16 protein-coding genes are annotated in these 19,874 nt (G+C 61.9%); 5 read left to right on the top strand and 11 right to left on the bottom strand.

The features are described from left to right. The first annotated feature begins 66 nt into the window (after nt 1-66). The 3 genes from GKKCFE_RS10125 to GKKCFE_RS10115 are packed head-to-tail and all read left to right on the top strand — an operon-like array spanning nt 67 to nt 2,441. Nucleotides 67-888 carry a molybdenum cofactor biosynthesis F family protein gene (locus tag GKKCFE_RS10125; RefSeq protein ID WP_107321710.1) on the top strand — a complete coding sequence of 274 codons (822 nt, stop codon included), beginning with the start codon at nt 67-69 and terminating at the stop codon, nt 886-888. Then, nucleotides 881-1,681, top strand: a complete 801-nt coding sequence (locus GKKCFE_RS10120) for an SDR family NAD(P)-dependent oxidoreductase (protein ID WP_310662932.1) — start codon at nt 881-883, stop codon at nt 1,679-1,681. The genes GKKCFE_RS10125 and GKKCFE_RS10120 overlap by 8 nt, the downstream gene beginning before the upstream one ends. After that, on the top strand, nt 1,674-2,441 hold the full coding sequence (locus GKKCFE_RS10115; RefSeq protein WP_310662931.1) for an SDR family oxidoreductase: 768 nt from the start codon (nt 1,674-1,676) through the stop codon (nt 2,439-2,441). The genes GKKCFE_RS10120 and GKKCFE_RS10115 overlap by 8 nt, the downstream gene beginning before the upstream one ends. 160 nt (nt 2,442-2,601) lie before the next feature. On the opposite strand, the gene feaR is transcribed toward GKKCFE_RS10115, so the two are convergent. From feaR to GKKCFE_RS10100, 3 genes are all read right to left on the bottom strand, one after another. After that, nucleotides 2,602-3,564, bottom strand: coding sequence for a transcriptional regulator FeaR (feaR, locus tag GKKCFE_RS10110; protein WP_310662930.1), 963 nt, complete (start codon nt 3,562-3,564; stop codon nt 2,602-2,604). A gap of 123 nt (nt 3,565-3,687) precedes the next feature. Further along, nucleotides 3,688-4,308, bottom strand: a complete 621-nt coding sequence (locus tag GKKCFE_RS10105; RefSeq protein ID WP_310662929.1) for a DUF3156 family protein — start codon at nt 4,306-4,308, stop codon at nt 3,688-3,690. After that, nucleotides 4,253-5,752, bottom strand: coding sequence for an APC family permease (locus GKKCFE_RS10100; RefSeq protein ID WP_076385137.1), 1,500 nt, complete (start codon nt 5,750-5,752; stop codon nt 4,253-4,255). The genes GKKCFE_RS10105 and GKKCFE_RS10100 overlap by 56 nt, the downstream gene beginning before the upstream one ends. Nucleotides 5,753-6,044: 292 nt before the next feature. Here GKKCFE_RS10100 and GKKCFE_RS10095 point away from each other — a divergent pair, with 292 nt between their 5' ends. Continuing rightward, entirely contained in the window at nt 6,045-7,373 is a 1,329-nt protein-coding gene (locus GKKCFE_RS10095; protein ID WP_310662948.1) for an alginate export family protein, read from the top strand. A 39-nt stretch (nt 7,374-7,412) separates the two neighbouring features. Here GKKCFE_RS10095 and GKKCFE_RS10090 read toward each other — a convergent pair whose 3' ends face one another. Further along, entirely contained in the window at nt 7,413-8,384 is a 972-nt protein-coding gene (locus GKKCFE_RS10090; protein WP_310662927.1) for a methyl-accepting chemotaxis protein, read from the bottom strand. Nucleotides 8,385-8,597: 213 nt separating this feature from the next. On the opposite strand from GKKCFE_RS10090, the gene GKKCFE_RS10085 reads away from it, so the two are divergent. After that, a complete protein-coding gene (locus GKKCFE_RS10085; protein ID WP_047229921.1) occupies nt 8,598-10,085 on the top strand; it encodes an aldehyde dehydrogenase family protein in 1,488 nt (495 codons plus the stop codon). Between the two features lie 15 nt (nt 10,086-10,100). Here GKKCFE_RS10085 and yghX read toward each other — a convergent pair whose 3' ends face one another. From yghX to GKKCFE_RS10050, 7 genes are all read right to left on the bottom strand, one after another. Continuing rightward, nucleotides 10,101-10,991 carry a YghX family hydrolase gene (gene yghX, locus GKKCFE_RS10080; RefSeq protein WP_160892512.1) on the bottom strand — a complete coding sequence of 297 codons (891 nt, stop codon included), beginning with the start codon at nt 10,989-10,991 and terminating at the stop codon, nt 10,101-10,103. A gap of 91 nt (nt 10,992-11,082) precedes the next feature. Beyond that, entirely contained in the window at nt 11,083-12,726 is a 1,644-nt protein-coding gene (gene mqo, locus GKKCFE_RS10075; RefSeq protein WP_274090837.1) for a malate dehydrogenase (quinone), read from the bottom strand. Between the two features lie 485 nt (nt 12,727-13,211). Then, nucleotides 13,212-14,582, bottom strand: a complete 1,371-nt coding sequence (locus GKKCFE_RS10070) for an ATP-binding response regulator (protein ID WP_047229924.1) — start codon at nt 14,580-14,582, stop codon at nt 13,212-13,214. Beyond that, nucleotides 14,566-15,729, bottom strand: coding sequence for an alcohol dehydrogenase-like regulatory protein ErcA (ercA, locus tag GKKCFE_RS10065; protein ID WP_076385145.1), 1,164 nt, complete (start codon nt 15,727-15,729; stop codon nt 14,566-14,568). Before ercA ends, GKKCFE_RS10070 begins: the two co-directional genes overlap by 17 nt. Before the next feature lie 113 nt (nt 15,730-15,842). Next, nucleotides 15,843-15,914 carry a pyrroloquinoline quinone precursor peptide PqqA gene (pqqA, locus tag GKKCFE_RS10060; protein ID WP_003243383.1) on the bottom strand — a complete coding sequence of 24 codons (72 nt, stop codon included), beginning with the start codon at nt 15,912-15,914 and terminating at the stop codon, nt 15,843-15,845. 237 nt (nt 15,915-16,151) lie between these two features. Continuing rightward, nucleotides 16,152-17,672, bottom strand: a complete 1,521-nt coding sequence (exaC, locus tag GKKCFE_RS10055) for an acetaldehyde dehydrogenase ExaC (protein WP_076385147.1) — start codon at nt 17,670-17,672, stop codon at nt 16,152-16,154. 267 nt (nt 17,673-17,939) lie between these two features. Continuing rightward, on the bottom strand, nt 17,940-19,715 hold the full coding sequence (locus GKKCFE_RS10050; protein ID WP_076385149.1) for a PQQ-dependent methanol/ethanol family dehydrogenase: 1,776 nt from the start codon (nt 19,713-19,715) through the stop codon (nt 17,940-17,942). Nucleotides 19,716-19,874 lie beyond the last annotated feature (159 nt).

Raw genomic sequence — 19,874 nt, 5'->3', positions numbered from 1 at the left:
TGATGGGCCAGCCCCGCGCAAGGCGCCATGATCCGGGTGGCTATCTCATCCAACCGGAGTCTTGCAATGACCACACCTACAGACTGGATCACCGTCGGCGCCCTGGCCGACGGCTTTGCCCCTGAAGCGTTCATCCTGCCGAACCTGGCCGACCTGAACGGTAAGACCTTCACGCTGAATTTCGCCAATGGCTGGCAGATCGAACACCGCTTCGAACAGCAAACCCTGTCATGGAACGCAGCCGATGGTCATTCCAGCGGCACCGCGCCTTATCGGGCCACGTCGGTGCGGCCAGGCCTCTACCTGGTGGATTTCGTCAAGCACGAAGGCGCACAAGCCTGGTCGGTCAGCCTGGTACTTGATACCGCTCACGCGGCGTTCACCGCAGTGATCGGCAGCATGCCCGGGCAAGAACAAACTCGCGAAGGTCTGTACAGCCGCGCGCTGGCCGGCCAGCCACTGACGGGCGTGAAAGTGGAGTTCCTTCACGGCAGTCTCGACCGCCCCTGGCAGCAGGGCCTGTGCCCACATGCACCGACCACCGAACTGGTGGGCCTGCGCAACCTGTATCGCTACAGCCCCAGCGAAGTCTACGAACACATCTATCTCAACGACCGGTTCTATTCCTGGCAGTGCCTCAAGGGTGTCGAACAGGGCCTGTGCGATACCGACCGGTGTGACACCTACAAGATCGCCGATCAGTTGTACCTGTTCGTCTGGCGGGAAAAGATCATCCCGACCCTGGGCCTGGTGCTGATCGACATGCAGCAGCACCGCAGCGACGGCAAGATTTTCGGTTATGCCGGCGCGTCTTTCGATGAGTTTTCCAATTTCCCCGTCAGTTCCTACTGCCAGGTTCTCAACCGGACGGAATATCCCGATGCCTGAATTGCGCACCATCGTGATCACGGGCGCGGGCACTGGCATCGGTGCCGCCTGCGCCCGGTTGTATGCCGCTGACGGCGCCAACCTGGTGCTGATCGGCCGACGCCGCGAACCTCTGGCGCAACTGGCCGAGGAAATAGGCGGCCTGGTGCTGGTGGGCGATGCCGCGTGCCCGACGACCTGGGACGGCTTCGTCGCACAGATCCGCGAGCGTTATGGCCGGCTCGATGTGCTGCTGGCCTGCGCTGGCGGCATGGGCCTGGGCAGCGCCACCCAGACCAGCCCGCAGACCTGGGAAGCGGCCATGCGCAGCAATCTCGACAGCGCCTTCTACAGCGCCCGGGCGTGCCTGCCGCTGCTGCAGGAAAGCGCTGGCAACATTGTGCTGATCGCATCCATCGCGTCGTTGGCGGCAGGCCCGCAAGTTTGCGGCTATACCACCGCCAAGCACGCGCTGCTGGGGCTGAACCGCTCCCTGGCGCGCGATTACGGCCCGCGCGGGGTGCGGGTCAACGCCGTCTGCCCGGGCTGGGTGCGCACGCCGATGGCTGATGAGGAAATGCAGGTCTTGATGCAGTTTCACGGCGAAACGCTGCAGCAGGCCTACGACAGGGTCTGCGCGGACGTGCCATTGCGCAGGCCCGCCAGCGCGCTGGAGATTGCCCATGTGTGTCGCTTCCTGGCCTCGGATCAAGCATCGATCATCACTGGCGCGGCACTGGTGGCCGACGGTGGCTCCAGCATCGTAGACGTACCAACCCTGGCCTTCAGCCGGATGGAGGTCACGGATGCCTGATGATCTGGATTTCAGCGCAAAAACGGTGCTGGTCACAGGCGGTGCCCAGGGTATAGGCCGGGCCATCGTCGAAGCCTTCGCCTGGCGTGGGGGCCGTGTGGTGATCGCTGACCTGGACCTGGCACAGGCCGAGGTGGTGGCGAGCGAGTTGACCGCTGCAGGTTGTCAGGTACAGGCCGTGGGCGTGGACCTGGCCGATGCAACGGCGATCAGTACGCTGATAGCTGATCTGGAGCAGCGTCTGGGGAGGCTGGATGTTCTGGTGCACAACGCCGGGTACTTTCCCCTGACACCCTTTGCCGGGATCACACCGCCGATGCTTGAGCGCACGCTGGCAGTCAACCTTTCGGCGCTGTTCTGGCTGACTCAGGGAGCATTGCCGATGTTCCGTCGGCAGGGCCGGGGCTGCGTGCTGGTGACCTCCTCGGTCACCGGCCCGCGGGTGGCTTATCCAGGGCTCAGTCACTATGCGGCGTCCAAGGCCGGAGTCAACGGGTTCATCCGCAATGCGGCACTGGAACTGGCGAGTGAGCATATCCGGGTCAACGGCGTCGAACCCGGGATGATCGCGACACCGGCCATGGCGAACCTGGGGGATGATGCGGTCAATCAAGACATCGCCCGTCGGGTACCGCTGGGACGCCTGGGCACCCCGTCCGACATCGCCGGCGCCATGCTCTTTCTGGCATCGGACCTGGCCGCGTATGTGACCGGACAAACCCTGGTGGTGGACGGCGGCTCGACCTTGCCCGAAGTTTGAGCGTGTGGGAGCGGTGCGTCGGCTGGCGATGATGTCGACGCAGCCGTCATCACCGGCAGCCCTGCTCCCACAGCCCCATCCTCCCCCCATCCACTGTGGGAGCGAGCCTGCTCGCGATAGCCGTGGGTCAGCTTGAGCCGACCCTGAATGCGCCCACCACTCAAACCACCCCCTGTACCTGTTGCAGATGGCTGGCACGAAATTCCTTGGGCGATAGCTCGAACTGTTTCTTGAACGAACGGCTGAAATGGGCCGAATCGGTGAAGCCCCATTTGTAGGCGATCGAAGTGATGGATTCGTCCCGCAGGAACGGATTGGTCAGGTCATCGGCGCTGCGCTTGAGCCGGGCCCGCTGGATGTAGCGGCAGACGCTGTCATCCTGTTCTTCGAATAAACGGTACAGATGTCGCACCGAAATGTTCAGACGGTTGGCCAGGCCCACCGGGCTCAAGCCGGGCTGGGTCAGGGACTCGTCGATGACTTTCTGCACATAACTGCGCAAGTGACTGCCTTGAAACGCAACGCCGTCATCCTCCGATCCGGTGCCCTGCTCCAGGGCCGAACCGAGCAGCGAAACAAACGCATTCTGCAAAGCTTCGCCTTCTCCTGTGGCGCCCTCACCGTCGGGAGTGTCCTTGCACAGCTGATCCATCAAGACGTGCAACATGCGCCCACAAGCCTTGCGCGAGGAGATCTTGCCGAAGGTCCGGGTTTCCCCGCCCAGTTTCCTGGACACATCCTGGCGGGACAGAGACAACACCGCGTGTTCAATCAGGCCGAACGGGCTGATCTCGAGCGAGCCCACCGAATCCATCAATAGCAGTTCGCCGGGCGCCAGCTGGATGCTCAGGCCGTTCTGAGTAATGCGTGAATATCCACTGCGCTGACTGACCAGGAAGCAATCCTGGTCGTCATCGTGGTCGGGATTTGGCGAGTGACGCTTGATACAGCCAGCGTTGGTACGCAAGTTGGCGAGGGGAAGACCGCCACGGAAGAAATTCGACACCTCACCGATAAACAGCGCGCGATTAAAGGCCAGTTCCGTCTCGAAATGGCCGCAAGTCGCGCGCAGATCCCGGTTCCAGGTCTCCAGCCCGTCTTGCCCAACCTGATGCATGCTCATGGCGCTCTCCGCAGTGGCTTATTGTTTTTGTACGGCAATAGTTAACATGTTATCTATATGCACGCAACAAGTACCTGATCGCCAGAGCAGTAGCACAATTGATGCCAGGGCAAAGCCCACAAATCAGAGTGTTCCCAGCACCCTTTGCAAGCCGCTCAAGACCGCCCACAAGGCAATCCGTTGCTCGCGGCTCAAAGCAATGTAGCGCCGAAAGGCCGGCATCCGATTCACCACCTCACTGCCGCCCATGTGCTCCAGCCGCACGCACCACTGGTGGTCTTGCAGATCGATGCGCAGGCGTTTGAAGTCCAGCGGCATGAGGGCTTGGTACAGCGCCGGATCGCCCTCTATCGCCGTCTTCAAACGAGCCGACAGCTGATTGTCCCCGTCCTTGAGCCGACAACGAATACCCTGGCGACGCACGGCCCCGCCATGGTGCAGTTCCACGCGTGCCGTGCCCTCTCTCGACGCAGGCACGCGCAGCACGAACTCGGTCATCACCAGGTGCATCAACAACTGCGACTCGGTGCGCTCGACGATCTCCACCTGCAAGCAACCATCATCGGTGACGGCCATCGCCATCACCGGGCCGGACATCTCGAATCGCGCCAGCCCGAGGTTGCGCCGCAAGTGTTCCAGCGTCACCCCGGGACGATAACCGACCGGGGCGCGGTGGGCACTGAACAGCTCAGACAGTCTTCGCAGCACGTTCGTCAAACTCGCTGACAGGTTGCCCTGGCTCATGGGAAAACTCCTTGGCCAGCACGTCTTCCACCGACGCGGGCTTGAATGGATTGACCTTCTGCACCACCAGGGTCCAGAACAAGGCGTAGGCCGCAGTGCCACCGAGCATCACCGCGAATGGAACGTAAATGTCTGCCGGATTCATGCCTGGTGGAGTGATGAACCACATGCCGATGACGATGCCGACACTGGACAGGATCTGAGGCAGCGGGAAAAACGGTGAGCGATAGGCCCGTGGCAGATCCGGACGACGGATCCGCAGGCTGATCACCGACACGGTCACCAACAGGTAGGCAAAACTCCAGGCACACACTGCAGCCAGCACCAGATGCATGATGTTGTCGGTATTGCCGCCGAGCCACAACGCGTGCAGACAGGGAATCAGCATCGCCACAAGGATGCACAGCACGGGGGTCTTGAAACGCGGGTGCAGATAGGTGAAAAACCGCGGCAGCGCACCATCCACCGCCATGCCATACAGAATCCGCGGCACACCGGCCATCAGGGTGTTGATGGTCGCCGCTCCGGCAAACAGGAAGCCGATCCCCAGCCACATCGGGCCGATATCGCCCATGACCTGCTCGGCGAATCGCGGAATCGCCATGGGCGTGTCCAGCAAGTGCACGCCGCTGGAGGCATCGAGCAGTACGTTTTCGACCTGGCGCTTCATCGCCGCGCCATAAATGAACATGCATGTGGCAACGCCGAACAACCCCAGCATCATGGCCCGCGGCATGGTCGTGGCCGAGCGCCGCAGGTCCGGCGCCAGTGGCGTGACGAACTCGCAACCGACAAACATGAACATGGCCATGCCCACCAGCGACAGCACCGTCACCAGATCGGTGCCCACCACGGATGCGCCAAACCACCCCTCCAGCTCCACCGCCGGAGCGGCGATCAAGCCCAATACGCCGAACACCATCAGGGTCGTCCACATGCCGAACGTGAGGATGATCTCGGCCCGGCCGAAGGCGCTGACACCAAACGCGTTCAGCACGCCGAAGACCACGACGAACCCCACGCCCAACAGCCAGGAGCCACCCGCCGATTCGGCCAGGGTGTTGAGGTGCTCGAAATTCACCAGGGCCATGACCCCGGCCAGGATCGTTTCCGCAGTTCCGGCGAACACATGGACAATCAGGTAGGCCGACAGCGTACCGGTGATTGCAAAAAAGCGTCCCATGCCACAGTTGATGTAGTCGTAGACCGAGCCGGTGGTGGGCAGGATCGAGGCGGCTTCGGCGAAGGTGGTCGCCTGGGCCAGCATCATGACCACGGCGATCAACATCGCCACGGCAAAGGCGCTGCCGCCAATACCGAAGCCCATGGTGGCGGTGAGAATCACCGGGCTTGCCATGATCAGGCCAATGGTGCTGGCCAACGCGGTGGGAAAGCCCACCGTACCCCGGTTCAAGTGCTCGGTGAGCCTGTCATTGATCGACATCGTGAAGATCCTCGAAAGCGGATTTTTAGTATGGATGCCACTGCCGTCCAGGAGCCGGCGCTCAAGCCTTCCCCAGCCAGTCCCTGATCGAAACGGCGTCGCGTGCAGGATCACTGTGCGCCGCCCTCGGCCCGAGCGTCTTGCCCGTGTCTGCCGCCGGTTTTGTTGCTGCCTGCCAGCGCTCGCGCCTTGGCGGGCTGGATCAATTATCTGGCAGGCAGGTAAAAGACTTCCCTGCCCCGGTCTCCCCTTAATGGGCGCTCTGATGTCCTATCACACTGGGGAAAACACCATGGAGCACACCCGCAATACACCTTTGCTGCGCAACGCCATCGGCCTTGGGATCGCCCTGCTGGTGGCTGATTCGTCGGCCCAGGCCTATGAGCTTTACGCCGACGACGACACCACGGTTACCGGCAACTTCCTGGCGGTCTACGGGATGTTCAATAGTCGCAAGAACTATGACGGCACCCGCGGCGGCTCAAGTTGGCGTGAGGGTTTTATCAAGTATGGCCTGAGTATCGACCAGACACTCGGCGCCATGGGCAGCGTCTACGGGACGGCCAATCTGGTCAGCTCCGGCACCTGGGGCGACGGCGATGCCGCGGGCCTGAGCGACGGATCCGAACGCACCACCAAGTTCGATGAAACGTTTGCCGGCTGGCGTTCAGGGGATCTGTTCCCGGCGCTGGGCAAGGACGGCGTCGACCTGTCCTACGGTCGCCAGGTCATTACCCTCGGCGATGGTTTCATCATCAATGACGACGGTCTGAACCTGGGCAAAGGCGTGGCCGACGGTGAGTTCAACCGCGGCGGCGCCTATTACCTGGCGGCCCGTCATGCCTTCGACAAGACCGCCGTGCTGCGCCTGGGCGGCCAGGAAGGCGTACACGGCAGCCTGATGTGGATCAAGTCCGACAACCGCGCCCAGGCCAATACCGAAATGGCCGCCGGTACCCTGCAATACAGCGCCGCACCAGGCACCCTGGGGCTGACCTACATCCATGGCATCGACGTCGATGATCGCTACGCCAGCGAGTTCCAGAAGCAGCGCGAAGGCATGGACATCTACAGCCTGCGGGGCGCGGGGAATGCCGGCATCGACAATGCCCACTTTGCCTTCGAATATGCCTGGCAGGACAAGGACGCGGGCCCGGAGAAAGCCTGGTACACCGAAGTCGGCTACACCTTCGCTGAGCTGCCCTGGACCCCGGACCTGACCTATCGCTACAGCCGCTACTCCAAGGACTGGGACTCGATGTTCAACGGCACGAGTCGCGGCTATGGTACCTGGTTCCAGGGCGAAGTCACCGGCAACTATTCCGGGCCGTTCAACAGCAACACCGCTGTCCAGCACCTGGGGCTCAAGCTCAAGCCAACAGAGGCAGTGACTATCGGCGCGCTATTCTTCGACTACAAGACCCTGCACACCCGCGACGCGCTGAATCTCGATGGACGGGAGCTGGACCTGTATGTGGAATGGGCCGTGAACGAACACCTGATCGTCACGCCACTGGTGGGTCTGTACAAGCCGGAAAAGGACGCGAGCAACGGCGGCAATCAAGTGAGTGGCAACGGCACCAATGTCTACAGCCAACTGGTGGTAGCGGTTCCATTCTGAAGCAACCGGGAGCTGCCCCGAAGGCAGCTCCCGGGCGGATTATTGTTTGTGCTGATGCAACATGGTCTGGATCTGATGGGTCGCCTGGCGAGTGCTTTCTGCCAGTTTGCGCACCTCATCGGCCACCACGGAAAAACCGCGTCCGACCTCGCCCGCCCTGGCCGCTTCAATGGCGGCGTTCAAGGCCAGCAGATTGGTCTGCTCGGCGATGCCCTTGATCACCCCCACCACGGTGGCAATCTGCGCGTAGGTCACCTGGTTCTGCTCCAGCATGCGCTGGTGGGTGGATTGGGCCGAGCGTTCATCGCTGATATCGCGCACCGCACCGATGACCCGAACCAGGCGTGCGTGCGAATCCCGTAACGCGCGACCACGCTCGCGACACCAGATGTAATCCCGGCTCTTATGGCGCATCCGGTATTCGAATACGTACTCGCCGCTGCCCTGGGAGCCAAGGATTTCCCGCTCGAAAATCGCCATGATCTTTGGCAGGTCGTCAGGGTGGGTGATGCTGACCTGGGCATCCCAGCCATCGGGTAACTCATCGGCGGTGTAGCCCAGCAGCGAGCGGAACTGACCGGAAAAACGCATGGCGCTGGCGGGGTGCTGCAGATCGCCATTGACCACCGTGATGTCCCAGCAGCCTTCGGTCAGGGTCGATTGCAGCAGCTCCCAGATGTGCGCTTGCTGCTGGAGTTGCTGCAACTGCTGGCGGTGTTCATCCAGGCGTGCTTCAAGCCGATGCTCGCGCTCCAGGGCCTGTTCCAACTGCTGGCGAGCCACCTCAAGTTCATGCTCACGTTGCCGGCCTCGCGCGCTCTGCTCGCTCACCTGTGCCTGGGCATTGCGCAGGTCTTCGCTTGCCTGCGTCATCTGCCGTGCGTGTTGCTCAAGACAGTCCCGCAGTGGCGGATACACCTCCAGCATCGGGGCGTCGCCGCCCTCTCCGGCCAATGCGCGTTGTATTTGCGCGATCAACGCCAGCTTCTGTTTGTTGGTCTGGAGAAACATCGCCCGCCCCTTTGCCCGTCAGTCGAAACACTGATCTGAACGCAAACCGGTCGCGCTGGCTTGTACATGGCTGCAATGGCTTTTGCTCCTGGCTGCCAGCCCCTTCCGGAAACTGGCAGCCACAGACATACCCCGCGGCAGGCACAGTCAAGCCGCATCGGCCCCCAGGGATTAACCTCCAGACTTTCCCTTGCCCGCGATCAGGAAACCCTCATGAGCGATATTGCCCTGCTGCCTCAGGTCGAAGCTTTTCTCGCCCGACACCACGCGCTGTTCATCGACGGTCGTTATGTCCAAAGCCAAAGCGCGCAGACGCTGGACGTCGTCAACCCCGCCACCGGCCAGGTCATCGCACAGGTCAGCGAAGCCTCGCCAGGCGATATCGATGCGGCGGTGGAGTCGGCGCGGCGCGGATTCAAACAGTGGTCTGCGGCGGCACCGGCCGTGCGCGGTCACGTGCTGCTCAAGCTGGCGGACCTACTGGAGCGCCATCGCGAAGAACTGGCGCAGATCGAAACCTGCCAGTCGGGCAAGATCATCCAGATATCCCGCGCTTTCGAGGTCGACCAGGCCGCGCATTTTTTGCGTTATTACGCCGGCTGGGCCACCAAGATCAGCGGCCAGACCATCACCCCGTCGCTGCCCTCCTTCGCCGGTGAACGCTACACCGCGTTCACGCTGCGCGAACCGGTGGGCGTGGTGGTCGGCATCGTGCCGTGGAACTTCTCCACCATGATTGCCATCTGGAAACTCGCCTCGGCACTGGTGACCGGCTGCAGCATCATCATCAAACCCAGCGAGTTCACGCCGCTGACCATCCTGCGCATCGCCGAACTGGCCATGGACGCGGGCCTGCCACCGGGTGCCCTCAACGTGGTGACCGGCGGTGGTCAAGTAGGCAAAGGGTTGATCGAGCACCCTGGCACAAACAAGGTTTCGTTCACCGGTTCCGTGCCAACCGGCCTCGCCGTCGGCCAGAGCGCCATGGGCGCCGGGCTGACCCGTGCCACACTGGAACTGGGCGGCAAGAATGCGGCGGGCTTTCTGCCGGACGTGGCGGCGGACGTGGCGGTCAACGGCATCATCGAAGCGGGTTTTCTGCACTCAGGGCAAATCTGCGCGGCGGCCGAGCGGTTCTTTGTCCATCGTTCGCAGCTTGAACCGATCATGGACAAACTGGCCCAGCGCCTGAGCAAACTCAATATCGGCTCGCCCCTGGACGAAGCCACCGAGTTCGGCCCGGTCACCAACCGCCAGCATCAGCGCAAACTCGGTGAGTTCTTTGCCAAGGCCCGGGCGCAAGACAACACCATCATTCACGGCGGCAAGTTGATCGACGGACCGGGCTGTTATGTCGAGCCGACCATCATCCTTGCCAACAGTCGCAGCGATACCTTGCTTCACGAAGAGACCTTCGGCCCGATCGCCACGTTCTTGCCTTACGACAGTGAAGAAGAACTGCTGGAGCTGATGAACGACACGCCGTTCGGCCTGAGTGCCAGCCTCTGGACCAATGACCTGGGCAAGGCCCTGCGCATGGTGCCCGCCATCGAAGCCGGCACCGTATGGGTGAACATGCACACCCTGCTCGACCCGGCCGTGCCCTTTGGCGGCAGCAAGTCTTCGGGGATGGGCCGGGAGTTCGGCAGCGCCTTCATCGACGACTACACGGAACTCAAGTCCGTGATGATTCGCTACTGAGCCGCGACGTGGCGCTCACCCCAGGTAGCGCTTGAACCACTCAAGGGTGCGCCCCCACGCCAGTTCGGCAGCCGCTTCGTCATAGCGCGGGGTCGAGTCGTTGTGGAAGCCATGGTTGACGCCCGGATAGATATAGGCCTGATAGGTCTTCTTCCCGGCCTTGAGCGCTGCTTCATAGGCCGGCCAGCCTTCGTTGATGCGGGTGTCGAGTTCGGCGTAGTGGATCAGCAACGGTGCTTTGATTCGCTGCACGTCCTCAGGTTTGGGCCCGCGCCCGTAGAATGGCACCGCCGCGCCGAGCTCGGGATACGCCACGGCGGCGGCATTGGCCACCCCGCCGCCGTAGCAGAAACCGGTGATGCCGACTTTCTTGCCGCCAATGGCGTCGTGTTTCATCAGAAACTCAACAGCAGCGAAAAAATCGTTCATCAGCTTCTCGGGATCAACCTGCTGCTGAAGCTCGCGCCCCTTGTCATCGTTACCCGGATACCCGCCCACCGAGGTCAGGCCGTCCGGCGCCAGCGCCACGAAACCGGCCTTGGCCACACGCCGGGCGACGTCCTCGATATAGGGGTTCAAGCCACGGTTCTCATGGGCGACCACCACACCGGGCACCGGGCCGCTAGCCTTGGCTGGCCGGACCAGATAGCCGCGCACCTGACCGTGACCGTTGGGAGAGGGATAAGTGATGTACTGCGCCACGATATCCGGGTCGGTGAAGTTCACCTGCATCGCTTGGGCATAGTTGGGGCTCAACGACGCCAGCAGTGCGCCGGCCGTCAGCCCGCCCACCGCAAACTGACTGGCCCGCTCCAGGAAGATCCTTCGGGATATCTGGCCGTGGGCGTAAAAATCGTAAAGCTCGAGCAGTTCGGGGGCAAAGTCCTTGGCGGTCAGGCGAGTCATGGTTTGATCCTCTTCGGGGATCGAAAAATCATAGACGAAAAAAAACGCCGCTCGATGAGCGGCGTTTTTTATTCACCAGACAACGTCCGGTTTACAGCGCCATGTCGGCCGCCGGGTTGCTTTGCGGGGCAGCGGCCGGCGCAGTCGGTGCAGGCGCGGTGCGCTGCTGGCCGATCGTCGGTGGCGTGTCCAGCTGCAGGACTTCGCTGGTGTAAGCCCACTCCTGAGCCACACGCTCAGGGCTTTCGTTGAGCTTGGTGCCGTAGCTTGGCACGATCTGATGCAGTTTTTCCTGCCAGGCCGGGGTGGCGACCTTGTCCTTGAAGACCTTCTCAAGCACCGTCAGCATGATCGGCGCAGCAGTCGAGGCACCTGGCGAAGCACCCAGCAGAGCGGCGATGCTGCCGTCCTGGGAGGCGACCACTTCAGTACCCAGTTTCAGAACGCCGCCCTTCTCTTCATCACGCTTGATGATCTGCACGCGCTGGCCGGCCTGCCACAGGCGCCAGTCTTGCTGCTTGGCGTCCGGGAAGTATTCCTTCAGGGCGTTGAAGCGATCTTCGTCCGACTGCATCAACTGGCCGGCCAGGTATTCAACCAGCGGGTACTGTTCGATACCCACCTTGGTCATCGGCCACACGTTGTGGGTGGTGGTGCTGGTCAGCAGGTCAAAGTACGAACCGTTCTTCAGGAACTTGGTGGAGAAAGTGGCGAACGGGCCAAACAGAATCACACGCTTGCCGTCGAGCACGCGGGTGTCCAGGTGCGGAACCGACATCGGCGGTGCGCCAACCGAAGCCTTGCCGTAGGCCTTGGCCAGGTGCATCTGGGCGACGGTCGGGTTCTCGGTCACCAGGAACGAGCCGCCCACCGGGAAGCCGGCGTATTCACGGGCTTCGGGGATGTCGGCTTCCTGCAGCAGGTGCAAGGCACCGCCGCCAGCGCCGATGAACACGAACTTGGCGTCGGTCTCGGTTTCGCTACCGTCCTTCAGGTTCTTGTACGCAACGCGCCAGGTGCCGTCTTCGTTGCGGGTGATGTCCTGCACTTCGCTGGACAGCTTGAGGGAGAAGTTCGGTTTGGTTTGCAGGTGAGCAGCAAACTGACGGGTGATTTCGCCGAAATTCACGTCGGTGCCCAAGGGACTCCAGGTGGCCGCGACTTTCTGGCTCGGATCACGCCCTTGCATCATCAGCGGTACCCACTTGTTGATCTGCTCGCGATCTTCGGAGTACTGCATGCCGGCGAACAACGGGCTGGCCTGAAGGGCTTCGTAGCGCTTCTTCAGGAACGCGATGTTGTCCTCGCCCCAGACAAAGCTCATGTGCGGGGTGGAGTTGATGAACGAGCGCGGGTTCTTCAGCACGCCGTTCTTGACCTGCCAGGCCCAGAACTGACGGGAAACCTGGAACGCTTCGTTGATCTCGATGGCCTTGGCGATTTCGACCTTGCCATTCTTGTCTTCGGGCGTGTAGTTCAGCTCGGCCAGCGCGGAGTGACCGGTACCGGCGTTGTTCCAGCCGTTGGAGCTCTCTTGGGCAACACCGTCCAGGCGCTCGACCATTTCCATGGTCCAGTCCGGTTCCAGCTCATTGAGCCAAACGCCGAGTGTCGAGCTCATGATGCCGCCACCAATGAGCAGGACATCCACTTTTTTTGCCTCGGCGGCGTGCGTGGTCGCAAGACCCATCGCCATCGCCAGGCCCAGCAGCGCCGTGTGTGTTTTCTTCAACATGTGTGTATCCCTAGGGTAGAACGCCATTCCGCCCACCAGTCCGGCAATGATAGACCACGCCATGGCCGGCATACGGCATGACTGGGGTCGAGACGAGACTGGAGGATGGACCTACAGGGGCCGAGAATCATCGGCCTCGCTTTTATGTCTCTCCGGCGCTGACTTCTTGTAGGTCTTGGCTTCAGCTGGGTGAGGGACACTGCAAAACGCTTGTAATCGGGCCAGACATGGCCGCGCCCGATTGTCGCAGCGGGGGGAGTTTACAGAATGAACTAAACAGACCGAAGCCTCTTTTTTCATTCAAGGCATAAACACCGACCAAATGACGGCGTTTTGATGGCGCACTGGCTGAAAAATGTGGGAGCGAGCCTGCTCGCGATGGCCGTGGCGCATTAGACAGTGATGCAAGCTGACCCAGTGCTATCGCGAGCAGGCTCGCTCCCACAAGGGATTGTTGGTGAAATCTGGCGTCACCTCGCCACTCGCTATCCGAGCAACTGACTCAACACCGCCCGCAATTTGCCGGGCTTGACCGGTTTGTTGAGCAGTGGCGCATTGAGTTTGCGCAAGGCGCGGCGGCACTGGTCGCTGCGATCGGCGGTGATGATCACCGCCGGGATCGTCTGTTGGAAATGCTCGCGCAAGTGCTTGACCACTTCGCACCCGACCACGCCATGGTCCAGGTGGAAATCCGCCAGGATCAGTTCCGGCGCGCGGCCTTGCAGCACGTCAAAGGCACCCGCCTCGTCCGTGGCGGTCAACACGTCACACCCCCACTGCCCCAGCAGCGCGGCCATGCTTTGCAAAATGCTCAGCTCATTGTCGATGACCAGCAGACGGCGGCCAGGCAGCGGGTTACCGGCGACGGCCTGGGCGGGCATCTGGGCCATGGGCAGCAGTCTTTCAGCAGACAACGGCACCTCGATGCTGAATACCGAACCGCGCCCCGGGCGGGAACGTACCTGGACCCGATAACCGAGAATGTGGGCGATACGCTCGACAATCGCCAAACCCAGGCCGACACCCTTGCGATCGGCAGCGCGACCTACGTCCAGCTGGTTGAACTCCAGGAAGATCGACTCCAGGCAGTCGGCAGCAATACCGCGCCCCGTGTCCCAGACCTCCAGGCTCAACCGCTCGCCCCGACGCCGCGCGGCCAACAGGATGCCGCCCTGAGCGGTGTAGCGACAGGCATTGCTGAGCAGGTTGCGCAAGATCCGGGTCATCAGCCGCAGGTCGGTCATCACTGTTTCGTCGCCGAAACGTACCCGTAGCTCCAAGCCGGCAGCGCCAGCCACCGATTGAAACTCCGAAGCCAGCGGCGCGAGCAACTCATCCAGCCGATACGGCGCCAGGTCCGGCCTGACTGCAGCCTGGTCCAGCCGGGAGATGTCCAGCAGGTCGGTGAGCAGGTCTTCCGCCCCTTCGAGCGCCTGGTGGGTACGCTCCACCAGCACGTGTTCGGAGGTGGGCAGCGAGCGTTCGCGTAATGTGGCGATCAGTAGGCGTGCGGCGTTGAGCGGTTGCAGCAGGTCATGGCTGGCGGCGGCCAGGTATTTGTCCTTACTGCGGTTGGCCGCCTGCGCAGCGTCCCGAGCGTCGCGCAGTTGTTGTTCGATCAGCTCGCGTTGGGTGATCTGTTGTTGCAGGTTGCGGTTGGCCTCCAGCAGTGCGTCGGTACGTTCGGCCACCCGCTGTTCCAACTGATCGTTGAGCTGTTGCAGGTGTTGCCGAGCCTGTTCCAGCTCATCGAGGCGCGCGGCCAGTTCCGGATAGTGGCTCTTGCGCGTGGAGTGATTGCCCAGTCCCAGCAGCCCGGCCAGGGCTTTTTGCTGTTCGTCAGAGGGCTTCGCCATAGACGACCTCGACATCCCGCTGGCTCGACTCCCGAGGGTTGGTGAGAATGCACGGGTCATGCATCGCATGTTGCGACAGGAACGGAATATCCGAAGTACTCACCCCGTGCAGCCCCAGGGTTTCGTGAAAGCCGATGGTGCGTTTGAGGGCAATCAGGTGTTCCACCAGCCGGGTGCGGATCTGCCGGTGATTGAGGCCCCGGCAATCGATACCCAGCGTCTGGGCAATCACCTTGAAACGTTCGGGCGCCGAGTTGTAGTTGAACGCCACCACATGCTCCACCAGCACCGCGTTGCACAAGCCATGGGGCAAATCCAGGAACCCGCCCAGGCTGTGGGACATCGCGTGCACCGCACCGAGAATCGCGTTGGAGAACGCCAGGCCGGCCTGCATGCTGCCCAGCATGATCTTTTCCCGCAGGGCGACATCCGCCGGGTTGGCGATCATCTGCACCAGGTTGCTGTTGATCAGGCGCATGGCCTCCAGCGCATGGGGGTCGGTGAGCGGGCCGTGGCCGGTGGATACAAACGCCTCGATGGCATGCACCAGCGCATCGATGCCGGTGCAGGCGGACAAAAACGGGTCCATGCTCAGGGTCGTTTCCGGGTCGATCAGCGACACGTCCGGCACCGCGGCCTTGCTGACGATGGAAAACTTCATGCGCTCTTGCTGGTTGGAAATGATCACGAACTGCGACACGTCCGCCGAGGTGCCGGCGGTGGTGGGAATCAGGATCAACGGTGGGCTGGGCACGTGCAAGGTGTCCACGCCTTCGAATTCCAGGATATTGCGACCATGGGCAACGACGATGCCGATGCCTTTACCGCAATCCATGGGGCTGCCGCCACCGACCGCGACGATGACATCGCAGTGGTTTTCCCGGTACAGCTCGGCCCCGAGCATGACTTCTTCGACCCGGGGATTGGGCGAGACGGCACTGTAGATGCAATAGTCGATGGCCTGGGCCTGGAGGCTGGCCTCGACGTCGGCGACCCATCCTGCGGCGATCACGCCGGGATCGGTGACGATCAGCACCTTGCGTGCGCCGAACGTCTTGGCGTAATTGCCGACATTGTGCCGGCAACCGGCGCCAAACATGATTTCAGGTGAAACGAACTTGCGCAGCGGGCTGAGACTCTGGCTCATCGGTAAGCCTGTTCTTATTGTTCCGGGAATACCCTGAGCCTAAAGCATCCCACCGTGATTGCAATCAGACCAAATGGGTAGCCCGGCCTGAACATCTCAGGCCGGGCCAACGCTCATCGGTTGGCGAAGTACATCGTCACTTCAAAGCCTATACGCAGGTCGGTGTACGCGGGTTTAGTCCACATGGGTCTTTCCTCTTCTTGTACCGGGCCATTCCGGCAAGGTCATTAATGCACGCTGTACCCGACGTTCGAATGCTACTTTCGAAGCAGTGGGTGGGGTGCGTTGGTAGCAATGCTGCAATCACACAAATCCAAATGTGGGAGCGAGCCTGCTCGCGATGACGCCGGAACATTCAACATAGAGGTTGAATGATCTACCGCTATCGCGAGCAGGCTCGCTCCCACAGGGGGGGGTCTGGGTTAGAAGAAGCCCAACGGATTAACGTCGTAGCTCACCAGCAGGTTCTTGGTCTGCTGGTAATGGTCGAGCATCATCTTGTGGGTTTCACGACCCACGCCAGACTTCTTGTAGCCACCGAACGCGGCGTGGGCCGGGTACAGGTGGTAGCAGTTGGTCCAGACACGCCCGGCCTTGATTGCCCGACCCATGCGGTAGGCGCGGTTGATGTCACGGGTCCAGAGACCGGCGCCGAGGCCGAACTCGGTGTCGTTGGCAATCGCCAGGGCTTCGGCTTCATCCTTGAACGTGGTCACGCCCACCACCGGGCCGAAGATCTCTTCCTGGAACACGCGCATCTTGTTGTGGCCCTTGAGCAGGGTCGGCTGGATGTAATAGCCGCTCGACAAATCCCCTTCAAGATGTTCCGCCGCGCCGCCCGTGAGCAGCTCGGCGCCCTCCTCCCGGGCGATGTCCAGGTACGAAAGAATCTTGTCGTACTGCTGCTGGGACGCCTGGGCGCCGACCATGGTTTCGGTATCCAGCGGATTGCCGCGCTTGATCTTGGCGATCTTCTTCATGACCTCGGCCATGAACGGCGCGTAGATCGACTCCTGCACCAGCGCCCGTGATGGGCAGGTGCAGACTTCGCCCTGGTTGAAGAACGCCAGCACCAGGCCTTCGGCGGCCTTTTCGATGAACGCCGGCTCAGCCTGCATGATGTCTTCGAAGAAGATGTTCGGCGACTTGCCGCCCAGCTCCACGGTGGACGGGATGATGTTCTCGGCGGCGCATTTCATGATGTGCGAGCCCACCGGGGTCGAGCCGGTGAAGGCGATCTTGGCGATGCGCTTGCTGGTGGCCAGGGCTTCACCGGCTTCGCGGCCAAAGCCATGGACGATGTTCAACACACCGGGCGGCAGCAGGTCGGCGATCAGCTCGACGAACACGGTGATCGACAACGGCGTCTGCTCCGCTGGCTTGAGCACGATGCAGTTACCCGCGGCCAGGGCCGGGGCGAGTTTCCAGGCGGCCATCAGCAGCGGGAAGTTCCACGGGATGATCTGTCCGACCACGCCCAGCGGTTCGTGGAAATGATAGGCGGTGGTCAGTTCATTGATCTCGGCGGCCCCACCCTCTTGGGCGCGGATGCAGCCGGCAAAATAACGGAAATGGTCGGCCGACAGCGGTACGTCGGCGTTGAGGGTTTCGCGCACGGCTTTGCCGTTGTCCCAAGTCTCGCTGACAGCCAGGCGTTCCAGGTTCTGTTCGATGCGGTCGGCGATTTTCAACAGCACCAGGGAGCGATCCTGCACCGAAGTCTTGCCCCAGGCATCGGCAGCGGCGTGGGCTGCGTCCAGGGCCTTGTCAATGTCAGCGGCGTTGGAGCGTGGGAACTCGGCGATGACCTCGCCGTTGACCGGGGACGTGTTGGTGAAATACTCGCCGTTAACCGGCGCGACGAATTCGCCGCCGATGAAATTGCCATAGCGCGGCTTGAAGGTAACGACGGCGCCTGGGGTTCCGGGTTGTGCATAGATCATAATGGGCCTCTGCCTGGTCGATGCCTGTCGCGGGACAGGCGATAGGCCGATGGTAGAGAGCCCCGCATGCTGGACGAATGCGTCATTGGCAGGGGGGCTCTCGTTATTTGGTCGTAGGTTTTGCCGCGATCCGAGGATGAATCGGAGCTTTTATGTGGGAGCGAGCTTGCTCGCGATGGCGGCGGATCAGTCACCATCGATGCAAGATGTTCTGGCCCCATCGCGAGCAAGCTCGCTCCCACAGGTTCTACATTTGCCAAGGTTGGCTCAGCGCTTGGCCACCAACTCTTTCGGCAACTTGAAGGTCCAGAGCATGCCGCCCTGGTTGAAGTCCTTCACGCGCTTGGCCACTTCGCCGCCCCACAACGGCACCGCGCCACCCCAGCCCGAGAGCACGGAGACGTATTGCTCGCCATCCATTTCCCAAGTGATGGGCGAACCGAGCACACCGGAGCCGGTCTGGAACTCCCAGACCTTTTCCCCGGTCTTGGCGTTGAAGGCCTGCAGGAATCCTTCAGGCGTGCCGGTGAACACCAGGTTGCCCTTGGTGGTCAGCACTCCGCCCCACAGCGGCGCGAAGTTCTTGTGACGCCAGACCTCCTTGCCAGTCTTGGGGTCGATGGCCCGCAGCACACCGATGTAGTCCTCGTTCAGCGGCTTGATGGTGAAACCGGCCCCCAGGAACGCCGCGCCCTTCTTGTAGGCGATACCCTCGTTCCAGATGTCCATGCCCCACTCGTTGGACGGCACGTAGAACAACCCGGTGTCCTGGTTGTAGGCCATGGGCATCCAGTTCTTCGCCCCGAGGAACGCCGGCGCGACAAACACCGAGCTGCCCTTGGCTTCGCTGCCCGGCGCGCCCGGACGGCCGGCCTCGTTGTAGATCGGCCGCCCTTCCTTGTCCAGGCCGCTGGCCCAGGTGATCTTGTCGACAAACGGGAAGCCGCGGATGAACTTGCCGTTGGTGCGATCGAGCACGTAGAAGAAGCCGTTGCGGTCGGCGGTGGCCGCAGCCTTGATGTCCTTGCCCCCTTCCTTGTAGTTGAAGGAGATCAGTTCGTTGACGCCGTCATAGTCCCAGCCGTCGTGAGGGGTGCTCTGGAAGTGCCATTTGATGCTGCCGTCGTCCGGGTTAAGGGCCAGGCGCGACGAGGAATAGAGGTTGTCGCCGGGGCGCAGATGGGAGTTCCACGGTGCCGGGTTACCGGTGCCAAACAGCAGCAGATTGGTTTCCGGGTCGTAGTAGCCGCCCAGCCAGGGCGCGGCACCACCGGTCTTCCAGAGATCCCCCGGCCAGGTCTTGCCGGCTTCGCCACCGGAAATGCCATTTTCAATAGCCTTGCCGTCCTTGTAGACATAACCCATGTGCCCTTCCACGGTCGGACGGGTCCACAGCAGCTCGCCGTTTTTCGGGTCGTAGGCGCTGATCTTGCCCACCACGCCAAACTCGCCGCCCGCCACGCCGGTAATCAGCTTGCCATTGACGATCATGGGTGCGGCGCTGATGGAGTAGCCTTCCTTGTGGTCAGCGACTTTCTTGCTCCACACCACCTTGCCGGTGTCCTTGTTCAGGGCCACCAGCTTGGCGTCCAGGGTGCCGAAATACACCAGGTCGCCATACAGCGCCACGCCACGGTTGATCACGTCGCAGCAAGGGCGAATGTCATCGGGCAGGCGCGCATCGTATTGCCACAGCTTCTTGCCGGTGCGTGCATCCACCGCGAACACCCGCGAGTAGGAACCGGTGAGGTACATCACCCCATCCTTGATCATCGGCTGGGCCTGCTGGCCGCGCTGCTTCTCGCCGCCGAAGGAGAACGCCCAGACCGGACGCAGATCCTTGACGTTATTCACGTTCAGCGTGTCGAGCGGGCTATAGCGTTGGCCTTGCACGCCGAGGCCGTTGGTCACGACCTGCTGCGGGTTTTTCGGGTCCTGGAGAATTTCCTGATCGGTCACGGCGGCCAAGGCCGAACCGGACAGCAGCATGGCACTGAGCAGCAGGCTCACGGCGAAGGGCTGGCGACGTGCGGGATGAGTCATGACGGCTACCTCTGCGGTTATTGTTATACCCGGGAAATTTTCCCGGTCTGCCGCAGATTCTTGGCCTTGGGGCCGTCGTCAACAATTGCCCGCTGTGTTGAGTTTTCTAGTTCCTTGGTACATGTGAAGACCGGATTGGACCGTTACAACGCTGTTCCC

This window comes from Pseudomonas sp. E141 (assembly GCF_052659885.1).
Note: the sequence above shows the minus strand (reverse complement) of the source record. Positions and strands in the feature narration are given on the sequence as shown.